We start from the raw sequence: 19,176 nt of genomic DNA on the forward strand, positions 1-19,176 counted from the left end.
ACGAATTCGGCATCCAGGCGCTCGGGCATATTGGGGTCGACCTGGATGGTGCCGCACTGCCACTCACGGCCCAAAGCATCCTTGAGCGTGTACTCGATCTTGGGGCCGTAGAACGCCCCTTCACCCGGCAGGTATTCGAACTCGCACCCCGAGGCGCGCAGGCCCTCGGCCAGCGCGGCCTCGGCCTTGTCCCAGCTTTCTTCCGTGCCGATACGCTTCTCGGGCCGCGTCGACAGCTTGTAGATGATGTGGTCGAAGCCGAAGTCCTTGTAGACCTTCTGCAGCAGCGCCGTAAAGGCCTTGACCTCGGACTGGATCATGTCCTCGGTGCAGAAGATATGGCCGTCATCCTGCGTAAAGCCGCGCACGCGCATGATGCCGTGCAGGCCGCCCGTGGGCTCGTTGCGGTGGCACTGGCCGAACTCGCCGAAGCGCAGGGGCAGGTCGCGGTAGCTCTTGATGCCCTGCTTGAAGATCAGGATGTGGCCGGGGCAGTTCATCGGCTTGAGCGCGTAGTCGCGCTTTTCCGACTCGGTCGTGAACATGTTGTCGCGGTACTTGTCCCAGTGCCCGGTGGCCTCCCACAGCGTCTTGTCGAGCAGCTGCGGACCCTTGACCTCCTGGTAGCCGTTGTCGCGGTAGACACGGCGCATGTACTGCTCGACCTCCTGCCAGACCGTCCAGCCCTTGGGATGCCAAAACACCACGCCGGGCGCGTGCTCGTCGATGTGGAACAGGTCGAGCTCCTTGCCGATCTTGCGGTGGTCGCGCTTCTCGGCCTCCTCGAGCATGGTCAGGTACTTCTGCAGGTCGTCCTTGCTGGCCCAGGCCGTGCCGTAGATGCGCTGCAGCTGTTCGTTGCGGTGGTCGCCGCGCCAGTAGGCGCCGGCCACCTTCATCAGCTTGAAATGCTTGAGCTTGCCCGTGGACGGCACGTGGGGGCCGCGGCACAGGTCGGTGAAGCCGCCTTCGGCGTAGAGCGACACGTCCTGGTCGGCCGGGATGCTGGCGATGATCTCGGCCTTGTAGGCCTCGCCCAGGCCCTTGAAGTAGGCCACGGCCTCGTCGCGCGGCAGCACCGAGCGCTGCACCTTCTCGTCCTTCTTGGCCAGCTCGCTCATCTTCGACTCGATGGCGGCCAGGTCGTCGGGCGTGAAGGGGCGCTTGTAGGCAAAGTCGTAATAGAAGCCGTTCTCGATCACCGGACCGATGGTGACCTGGGCATCCGGGAACAGCTCCTTGACCGCGTAGGCCAGCAAATGGGCCGTGGAGTGGCGAATGATCTCCAGGCCGTCGGTGTCCTTGTCGGTAATGATGGCGAGCTGCGTGTCAGCCTCGATCAAATGGCTGGTATCAACCAGGCGGGCGCTGTCGCCCTGCCCCACGCGGCCGGCCAGCGCGGCCTTGGCCAGGCCTGCGCCGATGCTGGCGGCCACCTCGGCCACGGTCACGGCCTGGGCAAATTCGCGCTTGGAACCATCGGGCAATTGAATCGAGATCATGTTCAGAACTCCGGAAGCAAAAAACAAAAAAGCGCGGCCATGAATGCCGCGCTTTTGAGGAGATGAGAAAAGACGTGACGAGCCGCGGCCGACTAAACCTGTGTGGAGGTGGTCGTAGTTCGCGGTGTCATAACCATCTTGCCTTTCTCAGCCCTTGTTGGTTGAAGTGCCGGGGATTGTACGGTATGGGATCAGGCCTGCTTCACCGAATTTGCGCCGTGGGAAACGTCCACGTTGCCCGCGTCGCCGTAGTGCCGGTATCCCCAGTGACGCTCGGGGATGATGACGCAGCCGCCGAGGGCGTTGAAAACCAGGGCCGCGAGGGTCAGGGCGAGGATCTTGCGCATCAGTGTTCTCCATTTGTGAATCTGATGAGCAGACAACGGCGCGCCGGGCGAGCCGGTTGTCAGGGACTGTGGGCCGGACCGCGATCTTTACGCGGCTTGACACTGTGACAAGCTGTTACTGGCCGAGACTGATCCCGCTTTCAAAGCGGCAAGGCGTCCAGCGATTCGGCCCCGCACGCCGCCGCAAACTCATCGCGCAACTGCTCGCTCCGCGCGATCGCGCCCTGCCAGGCTTTGACGCGTCCAGGCAGGTCGCCTGCGTAGGCCTGGAAGTCATTGCGATCAGGCAGCTTGGCATTGGGCAAAGTCTTGACCCATTCCGGATTGGGCACGAGCAGCACCACGCGATCCAGGAACGATGTGGGACCATGCCGGCGCTTGAGGCCTTTGTCCAGCCAGCCGGGAATCACCTGCTGCTGGAAATGCGGATACAGCACCAGCCCCTCGCCGGCCATGGCCGCGTAGTTGAGGTGCAAGTGGTAGTCGGTGATGCCGCCGTCCCAGTAGGCGCCGCGCGGGGCGCCGGGCAGGTCATGCTGGGCCTGCAGCCAGAAGGGGATGGAGCAGCTCGCCAGCAGCGCACCGCGCAGGTTGGCGCGCGACAGCTCCACCTCGCGGCTCGCGAAGTCGTTGAGCTTCAGTGGCAGGCGGTCGCGCGGGTCGGAGAACACGACGCGCTCCAGGAAGCGGCCCAGCAGCGGCCGCGACACCGCGTTGGCCGCGAACGCGCCGAGATAGCCCAGCGGCGTGCGCAGCCGGCCCTCGCGGGCCAGCAGGCCCAGGCCCTTGTCCTGGCCGCGCGACGTGACGACATGCAGGCGCAGCCGCGGGTGGGCCAGCACCTCGGCCTCGCGGCCCTGGAAGATCTCGCCCAGGATCTCGCCGAAGCGCCGGCTGACGCCCTCGGGCCGCGGGCGCTTCTCGCCCGGCAGCACGTCGTACTCCTGCGTCACATAGGCCTCGGCCATGGTGTCGAAGGCAGTTGCCACGTCGCGGTGGGCCAGTGCGGCCGTGGCCATGCGCCAGGCACCGATGCTGGCGCCCACCAGGTGCACGGTCTGGCGGCCCTGCGGCAGCCAGTCGCCGAAGACATGACGGTCCAGGCCGTTGAGGATCAGGCCCTTGGGGCCGCCCGCGGCGGCGGGGATGAGGCCCACGTCCTCGGCGCGCAGGCCGCGCTCGGCCAGGCGCGCACGGGCGGCCGGGCCGGCAAATACTTGAAGGGCTGCGGAAGTCATTGCCCGACAAGATAGCCGAGCCCGGCCGCATCGACTGACGCGGCCGCGACGGCTTGCGGGCCGGCGTCGGCCGTTGGGCTCAGAACTTGTGTTCCCAGTTCACGGACCACCAGGCGACGGGCTTGCGCTCGTTGAGGTTGTAGTCGGGCAGGCCGGTGATGGTTACGCGCGTGCCCTGCGTGGGCTGGAACTGGCCGCTGGTGGCCACCCGCAGGCTGTCCTTGGGGCTGAGCTGCAGCATGGCGAATGCGTCGAAGGAGCGCGCCGGCAGCGATGACTGGCTCAGCAGCGCGGTCTGCTGCACGGTGTACTTCGGTGCGATCTGGCCGCTGAAGCCCACGCTCAGCGGCAGGCTCTTGAAGCGGTAGTCGGCGCCGAAGTTGAACTGCCAGGGCTGCTGGCCTTCCAGGCGGTTGTCGGGGCCGGGGATGTCGGCGACGCTGGAACGGTACAGGTTCAGCGATGCGCGCAGGCTCAACGCCGTGGCGGGCTCGAACAGGCCCGGGAACAGCTCGCCGGCGCGGCCCTTGACCTCCAGCTCCAGGCCTTGCGTCGTCGCCTTGCTCAGGTTGATGGGCATGGCGACCCAGCGCGCCTTGTCCGCCCAGCTGGGGTGGTTCTCCAGCATCAGCGCGTTGCGGACCAGGCCGCTGATGCGGCGGTGGAACACGCCGACGGAGAACATGCCACCGGCCGGGAGGTAGCTCTCCCAGGCGACGTCCAGGCCCGTGGCCAGCTCAGGCTTGAGGTTGGGGTTGCCGATGCGGTCGGGCGTGGTCTGCGTGTTGGAGGCTGCGTCGTCGCCCCTGGCGGGGTAGTCGGCGTTGATCGTCGTGCGCGCGATGAGCTGCTGCATGTCGGCGGCCTTGTAGCTGCGCGTCAGGCTGGCGCGCACCATGTCGCGGCCCTTGGGGTCGGGCTTGAAGTTCAGGTGCAGCACCGGCGTCGTCACCTTGCTGGTGTTGTTGAACTCGCTGCCCACGCCCCGGCTGACCGTCTTGATCTCCTCATGACGCACGCCGAGGTAGGCCGACCATTGCTTGCTGATCTCCCACTCGTCCTGTCCGTAGACGGCCGTGCGGGTGATGGTCGCGTTGAAGGGCTGGCCTTCCTGGCCCGGCAGCAGGTCCTTGATCACGTTCGTGACCAGGTCGTGCTCGGTGGTGCGGCGAACTTCGTCGCGGGTGCGGCGTTCGATCTCGCTGCCGACCGTGATGGTGTGCGCCTCGCCGGCGTACTGGCTGTACTTGCCCGACAGCGTCGTGTTGCGGTTGCTGTTGTCGCCGGTCGTGATGCGCTCGATGACGGGCAGGCCTGCCGCGTTGCGGCCGAAGAGGTTGAAGTTGAAGTCCGCGCCGCCGCTGCCCGTGCCGGCGCGCAGCTCGATGCGGCGGTCTTCGCCGAAGCGGTTGTTGTATTGCAGGTTGACGCGGTTGGCCGCGAAGCTGCCGCGGTTGCGGGTGCTGTCCAGCACGCTGACCGGCAGCACGCTCTTGCCCGGCGTGGAGGCGAGGACCTGCGTGTCGCTCTCGCCCGTGTTGCGGAAGCGGTTGCGCACGAAGAAGCCCTGCATGGTCAGCGTCTCGTCGTCGCCGAGCTTCCAGTTCAGGCGCGGCGAGATGTTGATGCCGCGGCCGTAGGAGTGGTCGAAGCCCTCCGACGTGAGATGGGTGGCGCCGAAGTCGCGCAGGCGGTCGCTGCTAGCCTCGTTCCTCATGTCCCACTGGAAGAACGAGATCGGCAGCACCAGGCCGAGGCCGCCGACGATGCGGTCACCGTAGGTGAAGCTGCCGCCGACGACGGGCTTCTCGTTCGCGTAGGAAACGCCCAGGCGCAAGTCCTTCTGCACGACCCGCGGCGCGTCCTTCAGGATGATGTTCAGCGTGCCGGCGATGGCCTGGGCGCTCTGGTCGGCCGTGGGGGCCTTGCTGACCTCCAGGCGCTCGACCTGGGCCGGGTTGAGGTTGTCCAGGCTGAATCCCGGGGGCGCCGGCTCGCCGTTGACGAGGATCTGCGTGTAGGCCCCGCCCAGGCCGCGCATGCGCAACTGGCCGCCGGAGACGTTGATGCCGGGCAGGCGCTTGAGCACGTCGGACAGCTGCGTGTCGCCGTACTTGTCCAGCTCATCGCGGCCGTAGAGCTGCTTGGCCACGGGCTGGCGGCGGCGCAGGTCGGTGTCGGTCTGCTGGCGCGTCACGGAGACGCGTTCGAGCTGGCTGTTGGTGGGCGTGGGCGACGTGGATGCGCGATCGACCTCCTGCTGGGCCAGGACCAGGGCAGGGCTGAGCAAGAGCAGCGAGGCGAGGGCGGGGGTTTTCAAAAAGAGGCTCCGTATGTTTGAGGCGGTGCGCACCATAGCGGCAACACCTGGCCCATGCGGCCGCGTTGCGACCAGTTGCGGTTTGAGGGGCGTCAATCGACGGCCTGTGGTGCAGGCCGTGGCGATGTTGGCGCCGCGTGTCAAGGACTGACCCCGTCGGGTCAGCGCTTGAGCTTGGCGAAGGCCGCGGCCATGGCGTTGCCGCCGGCGGGGGCTTGCGGTTCGCGCGGGCCGCGCTCGTTGCGCGCCGCCGGGCGGAAGCTGTTGTCCGGCTTGGGGCCCCGCGGCGCCTGGGCGTCCAGCTTCATCGTCAGCGAGATGCGCTGGCGGGCCAGGTCCACCTCCAGCACCTTGACCTTGACGATGTCGCCGGTCTTCACCACCTCGCGGGCGTCGTTGACGAACTTGCTGGACAGCTGGCTGACGTGGATCAGCCCGTCCTGGTGCACGCCCAGGTCGACGAAGGCGCCGAACTGCGCGACGTTGCTGACGGTGCCCTCCAGCAGCATGCCGGGCTGCAGGTCCTTGACGTCCTCGACGCCGTCGTTGAAGCGGGCCACCTTGAAGTCCGGGCGCGGGTCGCGGCCGGGCTTCTCCAGCTCGGCCAGCACGTCCTTGACGGTGATCGCCCCGAACTTCTCGTCCGCCAGCAGCTCCGGCTTGAGCGTGCGCAGCACCTCGCTGCGGCCGATGATTTCCTCGGCAGGGCGCTTCAATGCGCTCAGCGCGCGCTCGACGATGGGGTAGGTCTCGGGGTGGACGCCCGAGAAATCCAGCGGGTTGTCGCCGCCGCGGATGCGCAGGAAGCCGGCCGACTGCTCGAAGGTCTTGGGGCCCAGGCCGCTGACGTCCAGCAGTTGCTGGCGGTTGCGGAAGGCGCCGTTCGCGTCGCGCCAGCGCACGATGCTGCTGGCCACCGAGGCCGACAGGCCGGAGACCCTTGCCAGCAGGGCCGATGAAGCCGTGTTCAGGTCGACGCCCACCTTGTTCACGCAGTCCTCGACGACGGCATCCAGCGCGCGGGCCATCTCGCTCTGGTTGACGTCGTGCTGGTACTGGCCCACGCCTATGCTCTTGGGATCGATCTTGACCAGCTCGGCCAGCGGGTCCTGCAGGCGGCGTGCGATGGACACGGCGCCACGCAGCGACACGTCCAGGTCCGGCAGCTCCTTGGACGCGAACTCGGACGCCGAGTAGACCGAGGCGCCCGCCTCGCTGACGACCACGCGCTCGATCTTCACGTCCGCGTCCAGGGCCTGCAGCTTCTTGATCAGCTCGCCGGCCAGCTTGTCGGTCTCGCGGCTGGCCGTGCCGTTGCCGATGGCGATCAGGTTGACGCCATGCGCGGCGCACAGCCTGGCCAGCGTGTGCAGCGAGCCGTCCCAGTCGCGCCTGGGCTCGTGCGGGTAGACGGTGGAGGTGTCCAGCACCCGGCCGGTGTCGGAGACGACGGCCACCTTGACGCCGGTGCGTATGCCCGGGTCCAGCCCCATGACGACGCGCTTGCCGGCGGGTGCGGCCAGCAGCAGATCGCGCAGGTTCTCGGCGAAGACCTTGATCGCGGTGGCCTCGGCGGCCTCGCGCAGGCGGGCGAACAGGTCGCGCTCCAGGCTCAGCGACAGCTTGACCTTCCAGGTCCAGGCGACGGTCTTGCGGATCAGCTCGTCGGCCGGGCGGCTGGCATGGCGCCAGCCCAGGTGGGAGGCGATGCGGCCCTCGGCCAGGCCGGGCTTGCCGGCAACGGGCTCCTCGTCCAGCACCAGCTTGGCATCCAGCAGCTCCTGCGTGCGGCCGCGGAAGACGGCCAGCGCGCGGTGCGAGGGCACGGTACGGATGGGCTCGGCGTAGTCGAAGTAGTCGCGGAACTTGGCGTTGTCTGGCGTGTCGGGGCTCTTGCCGTCCATGATCCTGGACTGGAACAGGCCCTCGGCCCAGAGCCATTCGCGCAGCTTGCCCACCAGCGCCGCGTCCTCGGCCCAGCGCTCACTGAGCAGGTCGCGCACCCCGTCCAGCACGGCGAAGGCATCGGCGAAGCCGGCCTCGGCGTTGATGAACCTGGCGGCCTCGGCCTGCGGGTCCAGCGTCGGGTCGGCGAACAGCTGGTCGGCCAGCGGCTCCAGGCCGGCTTCGCGGGCGATCATGCCCTTGGTGCGGCGGCGGGGCTTGTAGGGCAGGTAGAGGTCTTCCAGCTCCTGCTTGGTAGGCGCGGCGCGCACGGCGGCCTCCAGCTCGGGCGTCAGCTTGCCCTGCTCGGCGATGCTCTTCAGCACGGCCTCACGGCGCTCGGCCAGTTCGCGCAAATAGCTCAGCCGCGTGTCCAGCTCGCGCAGCTGGATGTCGTCGAGGCCGTCGGTGGCCTCCTTGCGGTAGCGGGCGATGAAGGGCACGGTGGCCCCGCCATCCAGCAGTTCGACGGCGGCCTGCACCTGGGCGGGTCGCACTTTCAACTCGGCGGCGATCTGGGAAACGATCAACTTGTCCAAAACAGGCCCTCGCGATGGCACTCGACGCAGCAAAAAGCCGGCGATTCTGCCAGGGCCTCAGCGGCCCGCGCCGTCCTGGCGCCAGCGCTCCTGGATGGCCTTGGCCTGGCCGCTGGCGTGGATGAGCCTCATGCCCTCGTCGAACGCGGCCAGCGCCGCGCGCGCATCGGGGTGGTGGCGTGAGAAGGTCGTGTAGATGCCGAAATAGCTCAGCGCGCCGACGACCTTGAACTGGTGGGCCAGTTCCGGGCGGCGCTGCAGCAGCAGGCGGGTATTGGCCTCGGGGGCCAGCGTGTAGCGGGCGCGGCCGCGCAGCAGCAGCTGGAAGTTGTTCTCGTCATGGCCGGTGACGACGCGCAGGGTGCGCGGGTTGGCGTCGAACTCGCTGCCGTACTCGTAGCCGCGCGTGACGGCCACCTGCTGGCCCTCCAGGTCGCGCACCTGCAGCGGCGGGCCCGTATGCGGGTCGTCGGCGCGGGCGTAGATCAGGAAGCGCTCGCTGAACATCGGTCGGGCCGGCCACAGGAAGTCGCTCTCGATCAGCGCCGTGCGCGTCGTGTTGAAGCAGGCCGCCAGCGCGCCGTTGCGGGTCTGGGCCATGCAGCGTGCATAGGGCAGCAGTTCGAACTGCACCGCGATGCCCATGGCTGCAAAGGCCGCGGTGACCAACTCCACCGTCATGCCCTGGGCGCGGCCGTCGCGCTCGCCGGAGTAGGGGAGCCAGTCGTTCTCGGCGCCGATGGTGACCCGCGCCAGCCGGCCCGCCGACCGGGCGGGCGCCGACAGGGCGAGGGCGAGGGACCCCAGCAGGTCGCGCCGGCGCATGGGGTTCAGGCGGCCCGCAGCCAGTGCGCCAGGCCCTGGGCCGCAGCCCGGCCGCTGGCCATGCTGGCCGTCAGCAGATAGCCGCCGGTGGGGGCCTCCCAGTCCAGCATCTCGCCGGCGACGAAGACGCCGGGCAGTGCGTTCAGCATCAGCTCGCCGGTCAACGCCTCGAAGCGCACGCCGCCCGCGGTGCTGATGGCCTCTGCCACCGGCCGCGGCGCCTGCAGCACCAGCGGCAGGCGCTTGAGCGCGGCGGCGAGCTGTACGGGATCCAGCATCTGCTCGCGCGTCAGCAGCTCGTGCAGCAGGCCCAGCTTCAGCGCGCCCAGGTTGAGCCGACTCTTCAGGTGCGAGGACAGCGAGCGGCTGCCGCGCGGGTGCTTCACCTCGGCAAGCACGCGCTCGGGCGTGAGCTGCGGCAGCAGGTCCAGCACCAGCGTGGCCTGCCCCAGGCGCTCGATCTGCCCGCGCAGCGCGCTGCTGGCGGCGTAGACCAGCGAGCCCTCGATGCCGGTGGCGGTGATGACGAACTCGCCGGGGCGGCCGGCGAAGCCCTCGGTGGCCAGCGCCACGGGCTTGACCGGCTGGCCGGCGAACTCGGCGGCGAAGCGCTCGCTCCAGCCCGGCCCGGCCGGGTGGGCGGCCGTGGCGCCGACGTCGAAGCCGCAGTTGGCCGGCTGCAGCGGCGCGACGTCCACGCCGCGGGCGGCCAGCCAGGGCACCCAGGCACCGTCGGAGCCTAACTGGGGCCAGGAGGCGCCGCCCAGCGCCAGAAGCGTTGCGCGCGGCGTGACGAGGCGCTCGCCGTCGGGCGTGGCGAAGCGCAGCGCGCCATCCTCGGCCCAGCCCGTCCAGCGGTGGCGCATTGCGAACTTCACGCCGGCCGCGCGCAGCCGGTGCAGCCAGGCGCGCAGCAGCGGCGCGGCCTTCAAGTCCTTGGGGAAGACGCGGCCCGACGTGCCGACGAAGGTGTTGACGCCCAGTCCGGCGGCCCAGCCGCGCAGCGCGTCGGCGTCGAAGCCGCGCAGCAGCGGCTCGATCTGGGCGGCGCGCGCCCCGAAGCGGTCGACGAAGGGCTCGAAGGGCTCGGAATGGGTCAGGTTCAGGCCGCCCTTGCCGGCCAGCAGGAACTTGCGGCCGACGCTGGGCTTGGCGTCGTAGACGGTGATGGCGTGGCCGGCCGCGGCCAGCACCTCGGCGGCCATCAGGCCGGCGGGGCCGCCGCCGACGATGGCGATGGAAATCGGGGAGCTCATGCCCCGATTGTCCCCGGGGGGCTCACCCAGCGCGCAGCTTGGCCTTCAGCGCCTCGCCGATGTCCGGCCGGGCGGCGTAGGGGTCGGTCGGGTTGCGTTGCAGCATCGCGTCTTCCATCCGCGTCTGCAGGCCGGCCAGGGCCTTGGGGTGGCTGAAGATGTAGAACTTGTTGTGGTCGATGGCGTCGAACACCATGGCCGCCACGTCGGCCGCGGTCAGCTTGCCGGAGGACACGGCCTTGTCGGTCTGGGCCTGCGAGACCAGCTGGCTTTGCGTGGGCGTGGCGCCGGGCAGGTCGCCGGGCCGGTTGCGCTGGCTCTGGCTGATGCCGGTGGGCACGTAGAACGGGCACAGCAAGGAGGCATGCACCTGCTCGGTGACCATGCGCAGGTCGTGGTGCAGGGTTTCGGTGAGCGCCACCACGGCCGCCTTGCTGACGTTGTAGACGCCGGACATGGGCGGCACCAGCAGGCCGGCCATGGAGGCCGTGTTGACGATGTGGCCCGAGTAGGCCGGGTCGGCCTTGGCGGCCGCCAGCATCATGGGCGTGAACAGGCGCACGCCGTGCACGACGCCCATCAGGTTGACGCCCATGACCCAGTCCCAGTCGCTGAGGGCGTTCTCCCAGACCAGGCCGCCCGCGCCGACACCGGCGTTGTTGAAGACGAAGTGCGGCGCGCCGAAGCGCGCCTGCACCGCCTCGGCCAGTGCTTCCATCGGGGCGGCCTTGGCGACGTCGACTACGCGGGCCAGCACCTCCACGTCCCGGAACTCGGCCACGGCCTTGTCCAGCGCATCGGCCTGCACGTCCACGAGGACGAGGTTCATGCCGCGCGCGGCGGCGAGGCGGGCGGTCTCCAGGCCGAAGCCGGAGCCGGCGCCGGTGATGACGGCGGTCTTCTTCATGGGCGTGTCTCCTTGCGCATCTCCACGTGCGGGATGCCGTCTTCCACATAGGGCGTGCCGACCGGCGCGAAGCCGAAGCCGGCGTAGAAGCGCTCCAGATGGGCCTGGGCGTGCAGCGTGACCGCGTGGCCGGGCCACAGCCGTTCGCAGTCCGCGATGGCCCGGGCCATCAGCGCGCGGCCGGCGCCGCCGCCGCGCGCGGCGGGCGCCGTGACGACGCGGCCGATGACCGCGTCGGTGGGCGACTTCATGCCGGGCGGCAGCAGCCGGGCATAGGCCTTCAGGCCCGCGGCGTCGCTGCCCAGCAAGTGCCAGGTCTGCCGGTCCACGCCGTCGATGTCGAGGAAGACGCAGTTCTGTTCAACGACGAAGACCTCGGAGCGCAGGGCCAGCAGGTCGTAGAGCTGCGCCGTGCTCAGCTCGGCGAACGGGATGCAGGCCCAGTGCATCAGACGAGCTTGACCAGCTGCTTGCCGAAGTTGCGGCCCTTGAGCAGGCCCATGAAAGCCTCGGGGGCCGCGGCGATGCCCTGGGCGACGGACTCGCGGTACTTGAGCTTGCCGCCGGCGACCAGCCCGCCCAGCTCCTTCAGCGCCTCGGGCCAGACCTCCATGTGCTCGGAGACGATGAAGCCCTCGACCTTCATGCGGTTGGTCAGGATGAGCTGCGGGTACTGCAGCGGGATGGGCTCGCCGTTGTAGCCGGAGATCATGCCGCACATGGCGATGCGGGCGAAGGCGTTGGCGCGCAGCAGCACGGCGTCCAGGATCATGCCGCCGACGTTCTCGAAGTAGCCGTCGATGCCGTCGGGGCATTCGGCCTTCAGTGCGGCGGACAGCGACTTCAGGTCGGGGTGCTGCTTGTAGTCGATGCAGGCATCGAAGCCCAGCTCCTCGACGACGTAGCGGCACTTGTCCGCGCCGCCAGCCAGGCCTACCGCGCGGCAGCCGCGCGCCTTGGCGAGCTGGCCCACCACCGAGCCGACCGCGCCGCTGGCGGCGCTCACCACCACGGTCTCGCCGGCCTTGGGGGCGATGATCTTCACGAGGCCGTACCAGGCCGTCACGCCCGGCATGCCGACGGCGCCGAGGTAGGCGGACAGCGGGATGTGCGTCGTGTCGACCTTGTTCAGCACGCCGCGCTGCGTGGCGTCGACGGTCTGGAACTCCTGCCAGCCGCCCATGCCCACCACCCGGTCGCCGACGGCGAAGTTGGCGTTCCTGGACTCGACCACCTCGCCGGCCGTGCCGCCGATCATGACCTCGTCCAGCGCCTGGGCGGCGGCGTAGCTCTTGCTGTCGTTCATGCGGCCGCGCATGTACGGGTCCAGGCTGAGGAAATGGTTGCGCACGCGCACCTGGCCTTCGGCCAGCGGCGCGAGCGGCGCCTCGACGAGGCGGAAGTTGCCGGGGCTGACCTCGCCCTTGGGGCGGGAGGCGAGCAGGATTTGGCGATTGATCTGGCTCATGGCGATCCCCATGTTGAAACTGGCACGCATTGAAGCACCCGGCGGGATTCTTGCGCGTCCCAGGTGCGACAGGGTGATCGGGGCCGCCCGCGCCGGCGTCTGCGGCGGGGCGAGGCCGTGGGGGCTTCGGCCGGCGCGCGTCAGGCGCCGGGGGCGTCCAGCGGGAAGTGCGTGCAGCCCAGACGCTCGGAAATACCGCGGCTGGCGGCCTGCAGCATCTTGACGACCTCAGGCGCCTTGGCCTCGTCGAAGCGGAAGGTCGGGAAGGACACGCTCAGGCCCGCGATGGGCTGGCCCAGGCGGTCGAAGATGGGAACGCCCAGGCAGCGGATGTGGTCGTCGAATTCCTCGCGGTCCTCGCCGAAGCCCTGGCGCTTGACCTGCGCCAGCTCGGCCAGGAAGGCCGGGCGCTCGGTGATGGTCTTGTCGCGGAAGCGCTTGAACTCGGCGCCGTCCAGGATGCGGTCGCGGCGCTCGGGGTGCTCCCAGGCCATCAGCACCTTGCCGATGGCCGTGCAGTGCAGCGGCGCGCGGCGGCCGACGCGCGAGTACATGCCCAGCATGTGGCGCGAGTCGACCTTGTGGATGTAGATGATCTCGCTGTCGATGAGGCTGCCCAGGTGGACGGTCTCGCCGGTGCTGTCGGCCAGCATCTGCATGGGGTGCTTGGCCAGGTCGACGAGGTCGGGCGAGGGCAGGGCCTTGGCGCCGATCTCGAACATGCGCATGGCCAGGCCGTAGCGCTCGCTGCCGGCCTCCTGGCGCACATAGCCCAGGCTCTTCATCGTCTGCAGGAAGCGGTAGACCGTGGCCTTGGGCATGGCCAGGCGCACCGACAGGTCGGTGATGCCGATGTCGCTGCGCTCTCCCAGCGCGTTCAGGATCGCGAACACCTTGAGCACCGCCGCGACCGATTCCGGCTGCTTTGAATCACCAATGTCTTCATCCATCGTTCTGATTCTTTCGGACGTTTGTTCCATGGTGTGGGAACCGGATTCTGACTCAGGCCCGCCGCGGCCCGACGCCGGCGCGGATTTGCTCAGTGAGACGATCGGGCTCGACAGGTCGCGGCGCGCGGCGTCGTGGGCCTCGTCGGGGCGCGGCCGACATCGGCGGACGGGGCCGCGCCCCGGTGGGCGGCCTGCCAGTCGGCTGCCGCGGTCGAGGAAGGCGTCGCCCTTGCGGCGCAGGATCAGGCGGTCCGAGCCCACCTCTCGGGTGGCAACTGTCAGGCGTTGAGCTCGCCATACAGCCGCGAGCGCACGGCAACGCCCAGCGAATGGCCGACGACCAGCGGCACGATGGGCTAATCCAGCCATGCGCGTCGGCCAGCCAGGGGACGGACGCAGACCTCTCCTGGCCTGCGTGTCGCGGGCCCCGTGACGCGAAGTGCCTTCTACCGGGCCAGCCAGCCGCCGTCGACGGCGATGGTGTAGCCATTGACGTAATCCGACGCGGGCGACGCCAGGAACACCACCGGACCGGCCAGATCCTCTGGCTTGCCCCAGCGCGCTGCCGGGATGCGCTCCAGGATGGCGCTGTTGCGCTGCTCGTCGGCGCGCAGCGCGGCGGTGTTGTTGGTCGCCATGTAGCCCGGGGCGATGGCGTTGACGTTGATGCCGTGCTGGGCCCATTCGTTGGCCATCAGCCGCGTGATGCCCATGACGCCGCTCTTGCTGGCGGTGTAGGAGGGCACGCGGATGCCGCCCTGGAAGCTCAGCATGGAGGCGATGTTGACGATCTTGCCGCCCGTACCCTGAGCCATGAAGACCTTGGCCACGGCCTGCGACAAGAAAAACACCGACTTCAGGTTCAGGTCCATCACGTCGTCCCAGTCGGCCTCCGTGAACTTGATCGCATCCTCGCGGCGGATGATGCCGGCGTTGTTGACGAGGATGTGCACCGCGCCATTGAGGGCCGTGGCCTGGGCCACCAAGTCGGGGATGCAGCCGACGTCGCCCAGGTTGGCGCGCAGGTCCAGGAAGCGGCGGCCCAGCGCCTCGACGCTGGCCTTGGTCTCATCGGGCTCGGCGACGTTGACGCCGACGATGTCGGCGCCTGCCTGCGCGAGCGCCAAGGCCATGCCCTGGCCCAGGCCCGTGTTGCAGCCCGTCACGATGGCCGTCTTGCCGGCCAGATTGAAATTCTGAAGAACCATGTCTTTGTCCAAGGTGCCTGGGGCACCGGTTGCGCGGGCCTCGGCGCGGCCGCAAGGGTTGGGAATTGCCTGAAACACCGCTCCACTTTTCGGTCGACGCGACTCTAGTCACGCAGATGGTTGGGTGGAATAGTGGTTTTCAATTAATGAACCGACGTTCCGAATTTTGCATCTTTCGCCTGTCGTCGTCCACCGGACAGGCCAAGAGTGCACAAGCCTGAGCAGTTTCTTCCTGGATGACGAGACGCCCTGGACCGAACTCGGCGACGGCATCCGCCGCAGGATCGTCGGCCACACGCGCGCTGATGTCGGTGCTCGTCCAGTTCGACAAGGGCGCCATCGGCACCCCGCATGCCCATGACGCCCACGAACCGATCGCCTTCGTGATCGCCGACCGCTTCGAGTCCGACATCGGCGGCGAGAAGCGCGCCCGCAGGCCAAGCGACGCCTTCGTGGCACCGCGGCCGACCCTGCACGGCGTCGTCGCCCTCGACGACAGTGCCACGCTGCGCGACCAGCTTTCTCCTCGCCGCGACGACGACCTGTCGTCGCGGGCGACCAGCGCCGGCGCTCGCACTGCAGCATCGCCTGGCCCGAAATCGATGGGCGCCCTGAATGCGCCCGGGCTCAACCGCCTTCGCGCACGCCGAGAGCCACCGGCGCATCGTGCCCAGGTGGCCTTGCACCAGGAGACGACGCCCGCCCGTGTTCCATCCGTCCCGCCGTCAGCATGAAGAGGGTTGCCCGACGATGCGCCGGGACAACGGCCCCCTTCCGGCGGGTGGTGTTCGCCGGCCGGCATGAACCCGCGAACCCCATCAGCTCAACGACGGTCGGCTTGGCAGCGGGCCGCGGCCCTGGGCGGAGGCAGGCCTCGAGGTCGGGGCCGGGCGTTGGACGTGCCGGTGCTGGGCCTGGATGCCGCCAGCCAAGCCGCCGCGCTTTGAGCGAACCAGCTCGGGCCCCAGGCAGGCGCCCGGACGCCGGCACCCTGGGCCAGGCTCAGGCGAGTGACTCGCGCACCCACGCGATGTACTCCGGCGTGGCCGCAACGACCGGCACCGCAAAGATCGCCGGCAGTTCATAGGGGTGCAGCTCGCGCAGCAATGCTTCGAGGGCGGGGCCATGGGCGTGGTCCGTCTTGAACATCAGCCGCAGCTCGGGCTCGCATGCGACGGCGCCCTGCCACCGGTAGGTGCTGCGCACGGTCTCGGCCTGTACGCAGGCGGCCATGCGCCGCTCGATGGCAGCGTGCGCCAGTGCGTCGGCCTGGGCCTGCGTCGCCACCGTCGTGAAGACCGCCAGCAGGTCCATAAGGGTCTGCGTCAGCGCTGCAGGCGCGGATCGTGCGCGCGCGGCAGGGGTTGGGGTTGAGTCCTCGCGAACGCCACGACAAAGCCTTCCAACCGGTCGTAGAGCTCGTCCTCGGTGCAGGGCAGGGCGCTATCGTCCGCGCCGTCGGCCAGTTCGTCCGCAGGAAGAAAGTCCCGCAGGCGCGCGAGATCGTTCCGGATCGCCTGGCGCTCGGCGGCGCTGAAGCCCTGGTGGCCGGCCAGGTGCTCTTCGAGAAAGCCCAGCAGGATCAGGAAGCCCTCGTCCCAGTTGATGTTGCCGTTTTCCTGCGCCTCCCAGCGCAGCTTCTCGACGGCGCGCAGCATCTCGCCCTGGATGCTGCCGGCCTGGCCCTGCTCTGGCACCAGGTGGTTCCAGATCCAGGAAGCCACTTCGTGGTCCGTGCCCGAGATGTCGATGCGTGTTTGCACGGCGTGTCGTTGGATGGAGAGGCGGTATCCCGTAGCGGTCGACGGATCATGCATCTTCGCGACAGGGGCGGGTGCATTATCGGGCCGTCGCGCGCCCAGCAGGCGGCGGCGCCCGCGTCTCATGGTCCGCACGGGCTGTCAGGCGGGCTCCGCCGTGAGAGAGTGCGGCCATGCGCCTGCGCCGCCGTGATGCCTGCCTCCTGCCCCTGGCCTTGCCGGGCGTGCCGGCCCTGGGCGAGGAGCGGGCGCCGCTGAGCATAGGCTGGAGCGACTACCCGCCCTTCCAGAGCCGGAGCGCAGCCGGCACGCCGCAGGGACTGGATGTGGAGCTGCTGGAACTGGCGGCCCAGGCCGCGGGCGAGCGCCTGCAATGGTCGCGCCGGCCCTGGGCGCGGCAGCTCCCGGACATCGCGCAGGGCGAGCTGGACCTGATGGCTTCGGCCACGCACATGCCGGAGCGCCTGGCCTTCGGCGACTTCACGCAGTCCTACCGTAACGAGCGCGTCGCGCTGCTGGGCCTGGCGGGTGGCGCCAGCCCGCCGCGCCGGCTGGCCGACCTGAAGGGCCGTGCCGTCAAGGTGGGCGTGATCCGCGGCGTGGTCTTCCCGCTGACCGTGCGCCGCGAGCTGGAGGACCCCGGGCTGGCGGGGCTGCTGGTGTCACTGCATGCCAACGACCTGACGCTGTCGGCCCTGCGCGGGCGGCGGGTGGACTACATCATCGAGGACCCCAGCACGTTGCTCCACCGCGCCGCGCGAGAGCCCGGCGAGGCGGTGGAAGTGGTGCTGGAACTGGCGGTGAGCCCCGTGCATCTCTATGTCAGCCGGCGCACGCTGGGGCGGCGGCCGGACCTGCTGCAGCGCCTCAACCTGGGCCTGCAGCGGGCGCGCCAGCAGCCTGAGTGGAACCGGGTATTGGCGCGCTACCCGGGCCATTAGCGGTGATCGGGGCCGTCGCGGGCCGGCGTCGTCACGCGCAGGATCTTGCCGCCATGGCCGCCCGTGGTCTGGACCCAGCCGGCGTGGACGTAGGTGGCCGGGTGCAGCGGCGCCGTGCCATGGGCCTGGCACAGGCCGGTCCCAGCGCGAGCGTCCAGGCGAGCCTCATCCGCGGCTCATGAGGTCCTGCATCGCCTCGCGCGGGATCAGCGCGCCGGGATGCTGGATGACGCGGGCCGCCAGCCGGTTGCCGAAGGCCGCGGCCGCCGCCGGCGCGACGCCTGCCAGGCGCTGGCTCAGGTAGCCCGCCGCGAAGGAGTCGCCGGCGGCCGTGGTGTCGACGACGCGGGCCACGGCCTCGGTGGCCACCTCCTGCCACGCGCCATCGCCGCCGACGATGGTGGGCAGGGCGCCCCGCTTGATGGCGACCTCGTCCACCGGCAGGGCCTGGGCGGCGCTGACGGCCGAGGCCAGGTGGGGCAGGCTGTGCAGGGCCTGGTGGTCGTCGGCCGTGATGAGGGCGACGGAGGCGGCCGCGAAGGCTCGGCCGTACCAGTAGCGCGCGTCAGCGGGGGACTCCCACAGCCGCGGGCGGAAGTTGTTGTCGAAGGCGACGACGGCGCCGCGGGCGCGCATGCGCGCCATCAGCGCCAGCACGCGTTCGCGGCCGGCTGGCGGGAGGATGGCCAGGCTGATGCCGGACAGGTAGAGCGCGTCCAGCGCGTCGGCCTGCTCCTCCAGCGCCGTGGCGGCGGCATCGAAATAGGAGCGCGCCGCCGCCTGGCCGCGCCAGTAGTGGAAGCGCCGCTCCCCGCCCTCGTCCAGCTCGATCAGGTAGAGGCCCGGCAGCCGTCCGGGCAGGCGCTGCACCAGGCCGGTCTGTACGCCCTCCGCGGCCCAGCGCTCCAGCAGGCCGGCGCTGAGGGCGTCATCGCCCAGGGCCGTCGCGTAATGCACGCGCAGCTGCGTGCCGCCGCAGCGGGACAGGTAGACGGCGGTGTTCAGCGTGTCGCCGCCGAAGGTCTGGCGCAGCTGGCCGAAGGCCTGGCCCTGCAGCTCCAGCATGCATTCGCCCAGCGCGGCGATCGACACCGGCCGCGCCGGGGCCGAGGAAAAAGTGGTCACGGATTAAAATGAAACAGTGGTTCAATAAAGATAGCTTAACCGGTTCATTTGAATCACATGGTTTACCCCGGCCGGCGGCGCGCGGGAGCGGCAGCGGCGTGGCGCCACCCGACGGCGCGCAGCCGAAGGGGCTCCCGCGAGATGCCTCTGCCGTCGCCAGGGCCGGCGCCCGGCACACGCGCCGATCGCGCATCGCCCGCGCTAGGCGGCGATGCCGCGCCAGGCCGCCTCGGCCAGCAGGCCGGCATGGGCCGTGGGCCGGGCCCGGCGCCGACCGGCCAGCCAGGCCCGGCAGTAGGACTCCGTGCCGCCCAGCACCAGGGCCGGGATCAGCTCGGCGGGCAGCTCCGCGATGAGGCCGGCGCGCACGCCCTCGGCCAGCCGCGCGTCGATGGGCGCGTAGCGGGCCTCCAGCCGCCGGGCCAGCTCTGCGCCATACGGCCCCTGGGCGATGGTCTCGCGCGCGAGAAAGAGGAAGGCGGCCAGCTCGGGCAGGGCGCTCACCCATTCCACATAGGCCGCAACGAGCGCTGCCACCACGGCTTGGGCGTCCGGCGCGTCCGCCGTGCGCTCGGCGATGGCGCGGCTCTGGTCGTCGAAGCCGGCGAAGAACAGCGCCGCCGCCACGCCCTCCTTGTTGCGGAAGTGGTGGTAGATCGTGCCCACGCTCTGGCCACTGCGCTGGCGCAGGTCCTCGATGGTGGCGGCCTCGATGCCGCGCGCGTTGAAACAGGGCAGGGCGTGCATCAGCACCGCGCGCCGGCTGGCGCCGCGCTCGCCCGGCGACGCGAGCTCGAGCACGGCGGCGAGGCGGCTGGTGGAACCACGGGGTCGCTTCATTAGAAC

Annotated in this window: 18 protein-coding genes; 2 read left to right on the top strand and 16 right to left on the bottom strand. The window is 69.9% G+C overall.

Annotated elements, in window-relative coordinates:
* From thrS to kduD, 12 genes are all read right to left on the bottom strand, one after another.
* Positions 1–1,502, bottom strand: a 1,502-nt coding sequence (gene thrS / locus JOY88_RS15350) for a threonine--tRNA ligase (protein ID WP_293503502.1), incomplete at its 3' end; no start/stop codon positions are given.
* Positions 1,503–1,693: 191 nt separating this feature from the next.
* The gene (locus JOY88_RS15355) at positions 1,694–1,849 is read right to left on the bottom strand and encodes a hypothetical protein (RefSeq protein WP_293503503.1); all 156 of its coding nucleotides are present in this window, start codon (positions 1,847–1,849) and stop codon (positions 1,694–1,696) included.
* Positions 1,850–1,989: 140 nt separating this feature from the next.
* Complete coding sequence (locus JOY88_RS15360; RefSeq protein WP_293503504.1) at positions 1,990–3,087, bottom strand: patatin-like phospholipase family protein; 1,098 nt, start codon at positions 3,085–3,087, stop codon at positions 1,990–1,992.
* 79 nt (positions 3,088–3,166) lie between these two features.
* Entirely contained in the window at positions 3,167–5,407 is a 2,241-nt protein-coding gene (locus tag JOY88_RS15365) for a TonB-dependent receptor plug domain-containing protein (protein WP_293503505.1), read from the bottom strand.
* 161 nt (positions 5,408–5,568) lie between these two features.
* A complete protein-coding gene (locus tag JOY88_RS15370) occupies positions 5,569–7,890 on the bottom strand; it encodes a Tex family protein (RefSeq protein ID WP_293503506.1) in 2,322 nt (773 codons plus the stop codon).
* A gap of 57 nt (positions 7,891–7,947) precedes the next feature.
* On the bottom strand, positions 7,948–8,715 hold the full coding sequence (locus JOY88_RS15375; protein ID WP_293503507.1) for a substrate-binding periplasmic protein: 768 nt from the start codon (positions 8,713–8,715) through the stop codon (positions 7,948–7,950).
* A 5-nt stretch (positions 8,716–8,720) separates the two neighbouring features.
* On the bottom strand, positions 8,721–9,971 hold the full coding sequence (locus JOY88_RS15380; protein WP_293503508.1) for a BaiN/RdsA family NAD(P)/FAD-dependent oxidoreductase: 1,251 nt from the start codon (positions 9,969–9,971) through the stop codon (positions 8,721–8,723).
* Positions 9,972–9,993: 22 nt separating this feature from the next.
* Positions 9,994–10,878 carry an SDR family oxidoreductase gene (locus JOY88_RS15385; protein WP_293503509.1) on the bottom strand — a complete coding sequence of 295 codons (885 nt, stop codon included), beginning with the start codon at positions 10,876–10,878 and terminating at the stop codon, positions 9,994–9,996.
* Entirely contained in the window at positions 10,875–11,327 is a 453-nt protein-coding gene (locus JOY88_RS15390; protein ID WP_367269805.1) for a GNAT family N-acetyltransferase, read from the bottom strand. The genes JOY88_RS15385 and JOY88_RS15390 overlap by 4 nt, the downstream gene beginning before the upstream one ends.
* Complete coding sequence (locus tag JOY88_RS15395) at positions 11,327–12,346, bottom strand: NADP-dependent oxidoreductase (protein WP_293503510.1); 1,020 nt, start codon at positions 12,344–12,346, stop codon at positions 11,327–11,329. Before JOY88_RS15395 ends, JOY88_RS15390 begins: the two co-directional genes overlap by 1 nt.
* Positions 12,347–12,486: 140 nt before the next feature.
* On the bottom strand, positions 12,487–13,296 hold the full coding sequence (gene kdgR, locus JOY88_RS15400; RefSeq protein ID WP_293503511.1) for a DNA-binding transcriptional regulator KdgR: 810 nt from the start codon (positions 13,294–13,296) through the stop codon (positions 12,487–12,489).
* Positions 13,297–13,742: 446 nt separating this feature from the next.
* A complete protein-coding gene (gene kduD, locus JOY88_RS15405) occupies positions 13,743–14,504 on the bottom strand; it encodes a 2-dehydro-3-deoxy-D-gluconate 5-dehydrogenase KduD (RefSeq protein WP_293503512.1) in 762 nt (253 codons plus the stop codon).
* 305 nt (positions 14,505–14,809) lie between these two features.
* Here kduD and JOY88_RS15410 point away from each other — a divergent pair, with 305 nt between their 5' ends.
* The gene (locus JOY88_RS15410; RefSeq protein ID WP_293503513.1) at positions 14,810–15,238 is read left to right on the top strand and encodes a cupin domain-containing protein; all 429 of its coding nucleotides are present in this window, start codon (positions 14,810–14,812) and stop codon (positions 15,236–15,238) included.
* 268 nt (positions 15,239–15,506) lie between these two features.
* Here the strand turns inward: JOY88_RS15410 and cutA are convergent, their stop codons facing one another.
* Both cutA and JOY88_RS15420 read right to left on the bottom strand, forming a co-directional pair.
* On the bottom strand, positions 15,507–15,818 hold the full coding sequence (gene cutA, locus JOY88_RS15415) for a divalent-cation tolerance protein CutA (RefSeq protein WP_293503514.1): 312 nt from the start codon (positions 15,816–15,818) through the stop codon (positions 15,507–15,509).
* Positions 15,819–15,829: 11 nt separating this feature from the next.
* Positions 15,830–16,267 (bottom strand): hypothetical protein, encoded by a 438-nt coding sequence (locus JOY88_RS15420; protein WP_293503515.1) that lies wholly within the window; start codon positions 16,265–16,267, stop codon positions 15,830–15,832.
* Between the two features lie 170 nt (positions 16,268–16,437).
* Here JOY88_RS15420 and JOY88_RS15425 point away from each other — a divergent pair, with 170 nt between their 5' ends.
* Entirely contained in the window at positions 16,438–17,205 is a 768-nt protein-coding gene (locus JOY88_RS15425; RefSeq protein WP_293503516.1) for a substrate-binding periplasmic protein, read from the top strand.
* A gap of 165 nt (positions 17,206–17,370) precedes the next feature.
* Here the strand turns inward: JOY88_RS15425 and JOY88_RS15430 are convergent, their stop codons facing one another.
* Complete coding sequence (locus tag JOY88_RS15430) at positions 17,371–18,330, bottom strand: sugar kinase (RefSeq protein ID WP_293503517.1); 960 nt, start codon at positions 18,328–18,330, stop codon at positions 17,371–17,373.
* A 201-nt stretch (positions 18,331–18,531) separates the two neighbouring features.
* Entirely contained in the window at positions 18,532–19,170 is a 639-nt protein-coding gene (locus JOY88_RS15435) for a TetR/AcrR family transcriptional regulator (protein ID WP_293503518.1), read from the bottom strand.
* Between the last annotated feature and the right edge of the window lie 6 nt (positions 19,171–19,176).

The organism is Roseateles sp. (assembly GCF_019237615.1).
In the GTDB taxonomy this organism is placed as follows: domain Bacteria; phylum Pseudomonadota; class Gammaproteobacteria; order Burkholderiales; family Burkholderiaceae_C; genus Pelomonas.

What these genes read in the sequence shown, in the direction of transcription:
- JOY88_RS15355 (WP_293503503.1), bottom strand. Translation starts at nt 1,849, where the DNA reads ATGCGCAAGATCCTCGCCCTGACCCTCGCGGCCCTGGTTTTCAACGCC.
- JOY88_RS15360 (WP_293503504.1), bottom strand. Translation starts at nt 3,087, where the DNA reads ATGACTTCCGCAGCCCTTCAAGTATTTGCCGGCCCGGCCGCCCGTGCG.
- JOY88_RS15375 (WP_293503507.1), bottom strand. Translation starts at nt 8,715, where the DNA reads ATGCGCCGGCGCGACCTGCTGGGGTCCCTCGCCCTCGCCCTGTCGGCG.
- JOY88_RS15380 (WP_293503508.1), bottom strand. Translation starts at nt 9,971, where the DNA reads ATGAGCTCCCCGATTTCCATCGCCATCGTCGGCGGCGGCCCCGCCGGC.
- JOY88_RS15385 (WP_293503509.1), bottom strand. Translation starts at nt 10,878, where the DNA reads ATGAAGAAGACCGCCGTCATCACCGGCGCCGGCTCCGGCTTCGGCCTG.
- JOY88_RS15390 (WP_367269805.1), bottom strand. Translation starts at nt 11,327, where the DNA reads ATGCACTGGGCCTGCATCCCGTTCGCCGAGCTGAGCACGGCGCAGCTC.
- JOY88_RS15395 (WP_293503510.1), bottom strand. Translation starts at nt 12,346, where the DNA reads ATGAGCCAGATCAATCGCCAAATCCTGCTCGCCTCCCGCCCCAAGGGC.
- kdgR (WP_293503511.1), bottom strand. Translation starts at nt 13,296, where the DNA reads ATGGATGAAGACATTGGTGATTCAAAGCAGCCGGAATCGGTCGCGGCG.
- kduD (WP_293503512.1), bottom strand. Translation starts at nt 14,504, where the DNA reads ATGGTTCTTCAGAATTTCAATCTGGCCGGCAAGACGGCCATCGTGACG.
- JOY88_RS15410 (WP_293503513.1), top strand. Translation starts at nt 14,810, where the DNA reads ATGTCGGTGCTCGTCCAGTTCGACAAGGGCGCCATCGGCACCCCGCAT.
- cutA (WP_293503514.1), bottom strand. Translation starts at nt 15,818, where the DNA reads ATGGACCTGCTGGCGGTCTTCACGACGGTGGCGACGCAGGCCCAGGCC.
- JOY88_RS15425 (WP_293503516.1), top strand. Translation starts at nt 16,438, where the DNA reads ATGCGCCTGCGCCGCCGTGATGCCTGCCTCCTGCCCCTGGCCTTGCCG.
- JOY88_RS15435 (WP_293503518.1), bottom strand. Translation starts at nt 19,170, where the DNA reads ATGAAGCGACCCCGTGGTTCCACCAGCCGCCTCGCCGCCGTGCTCGAG.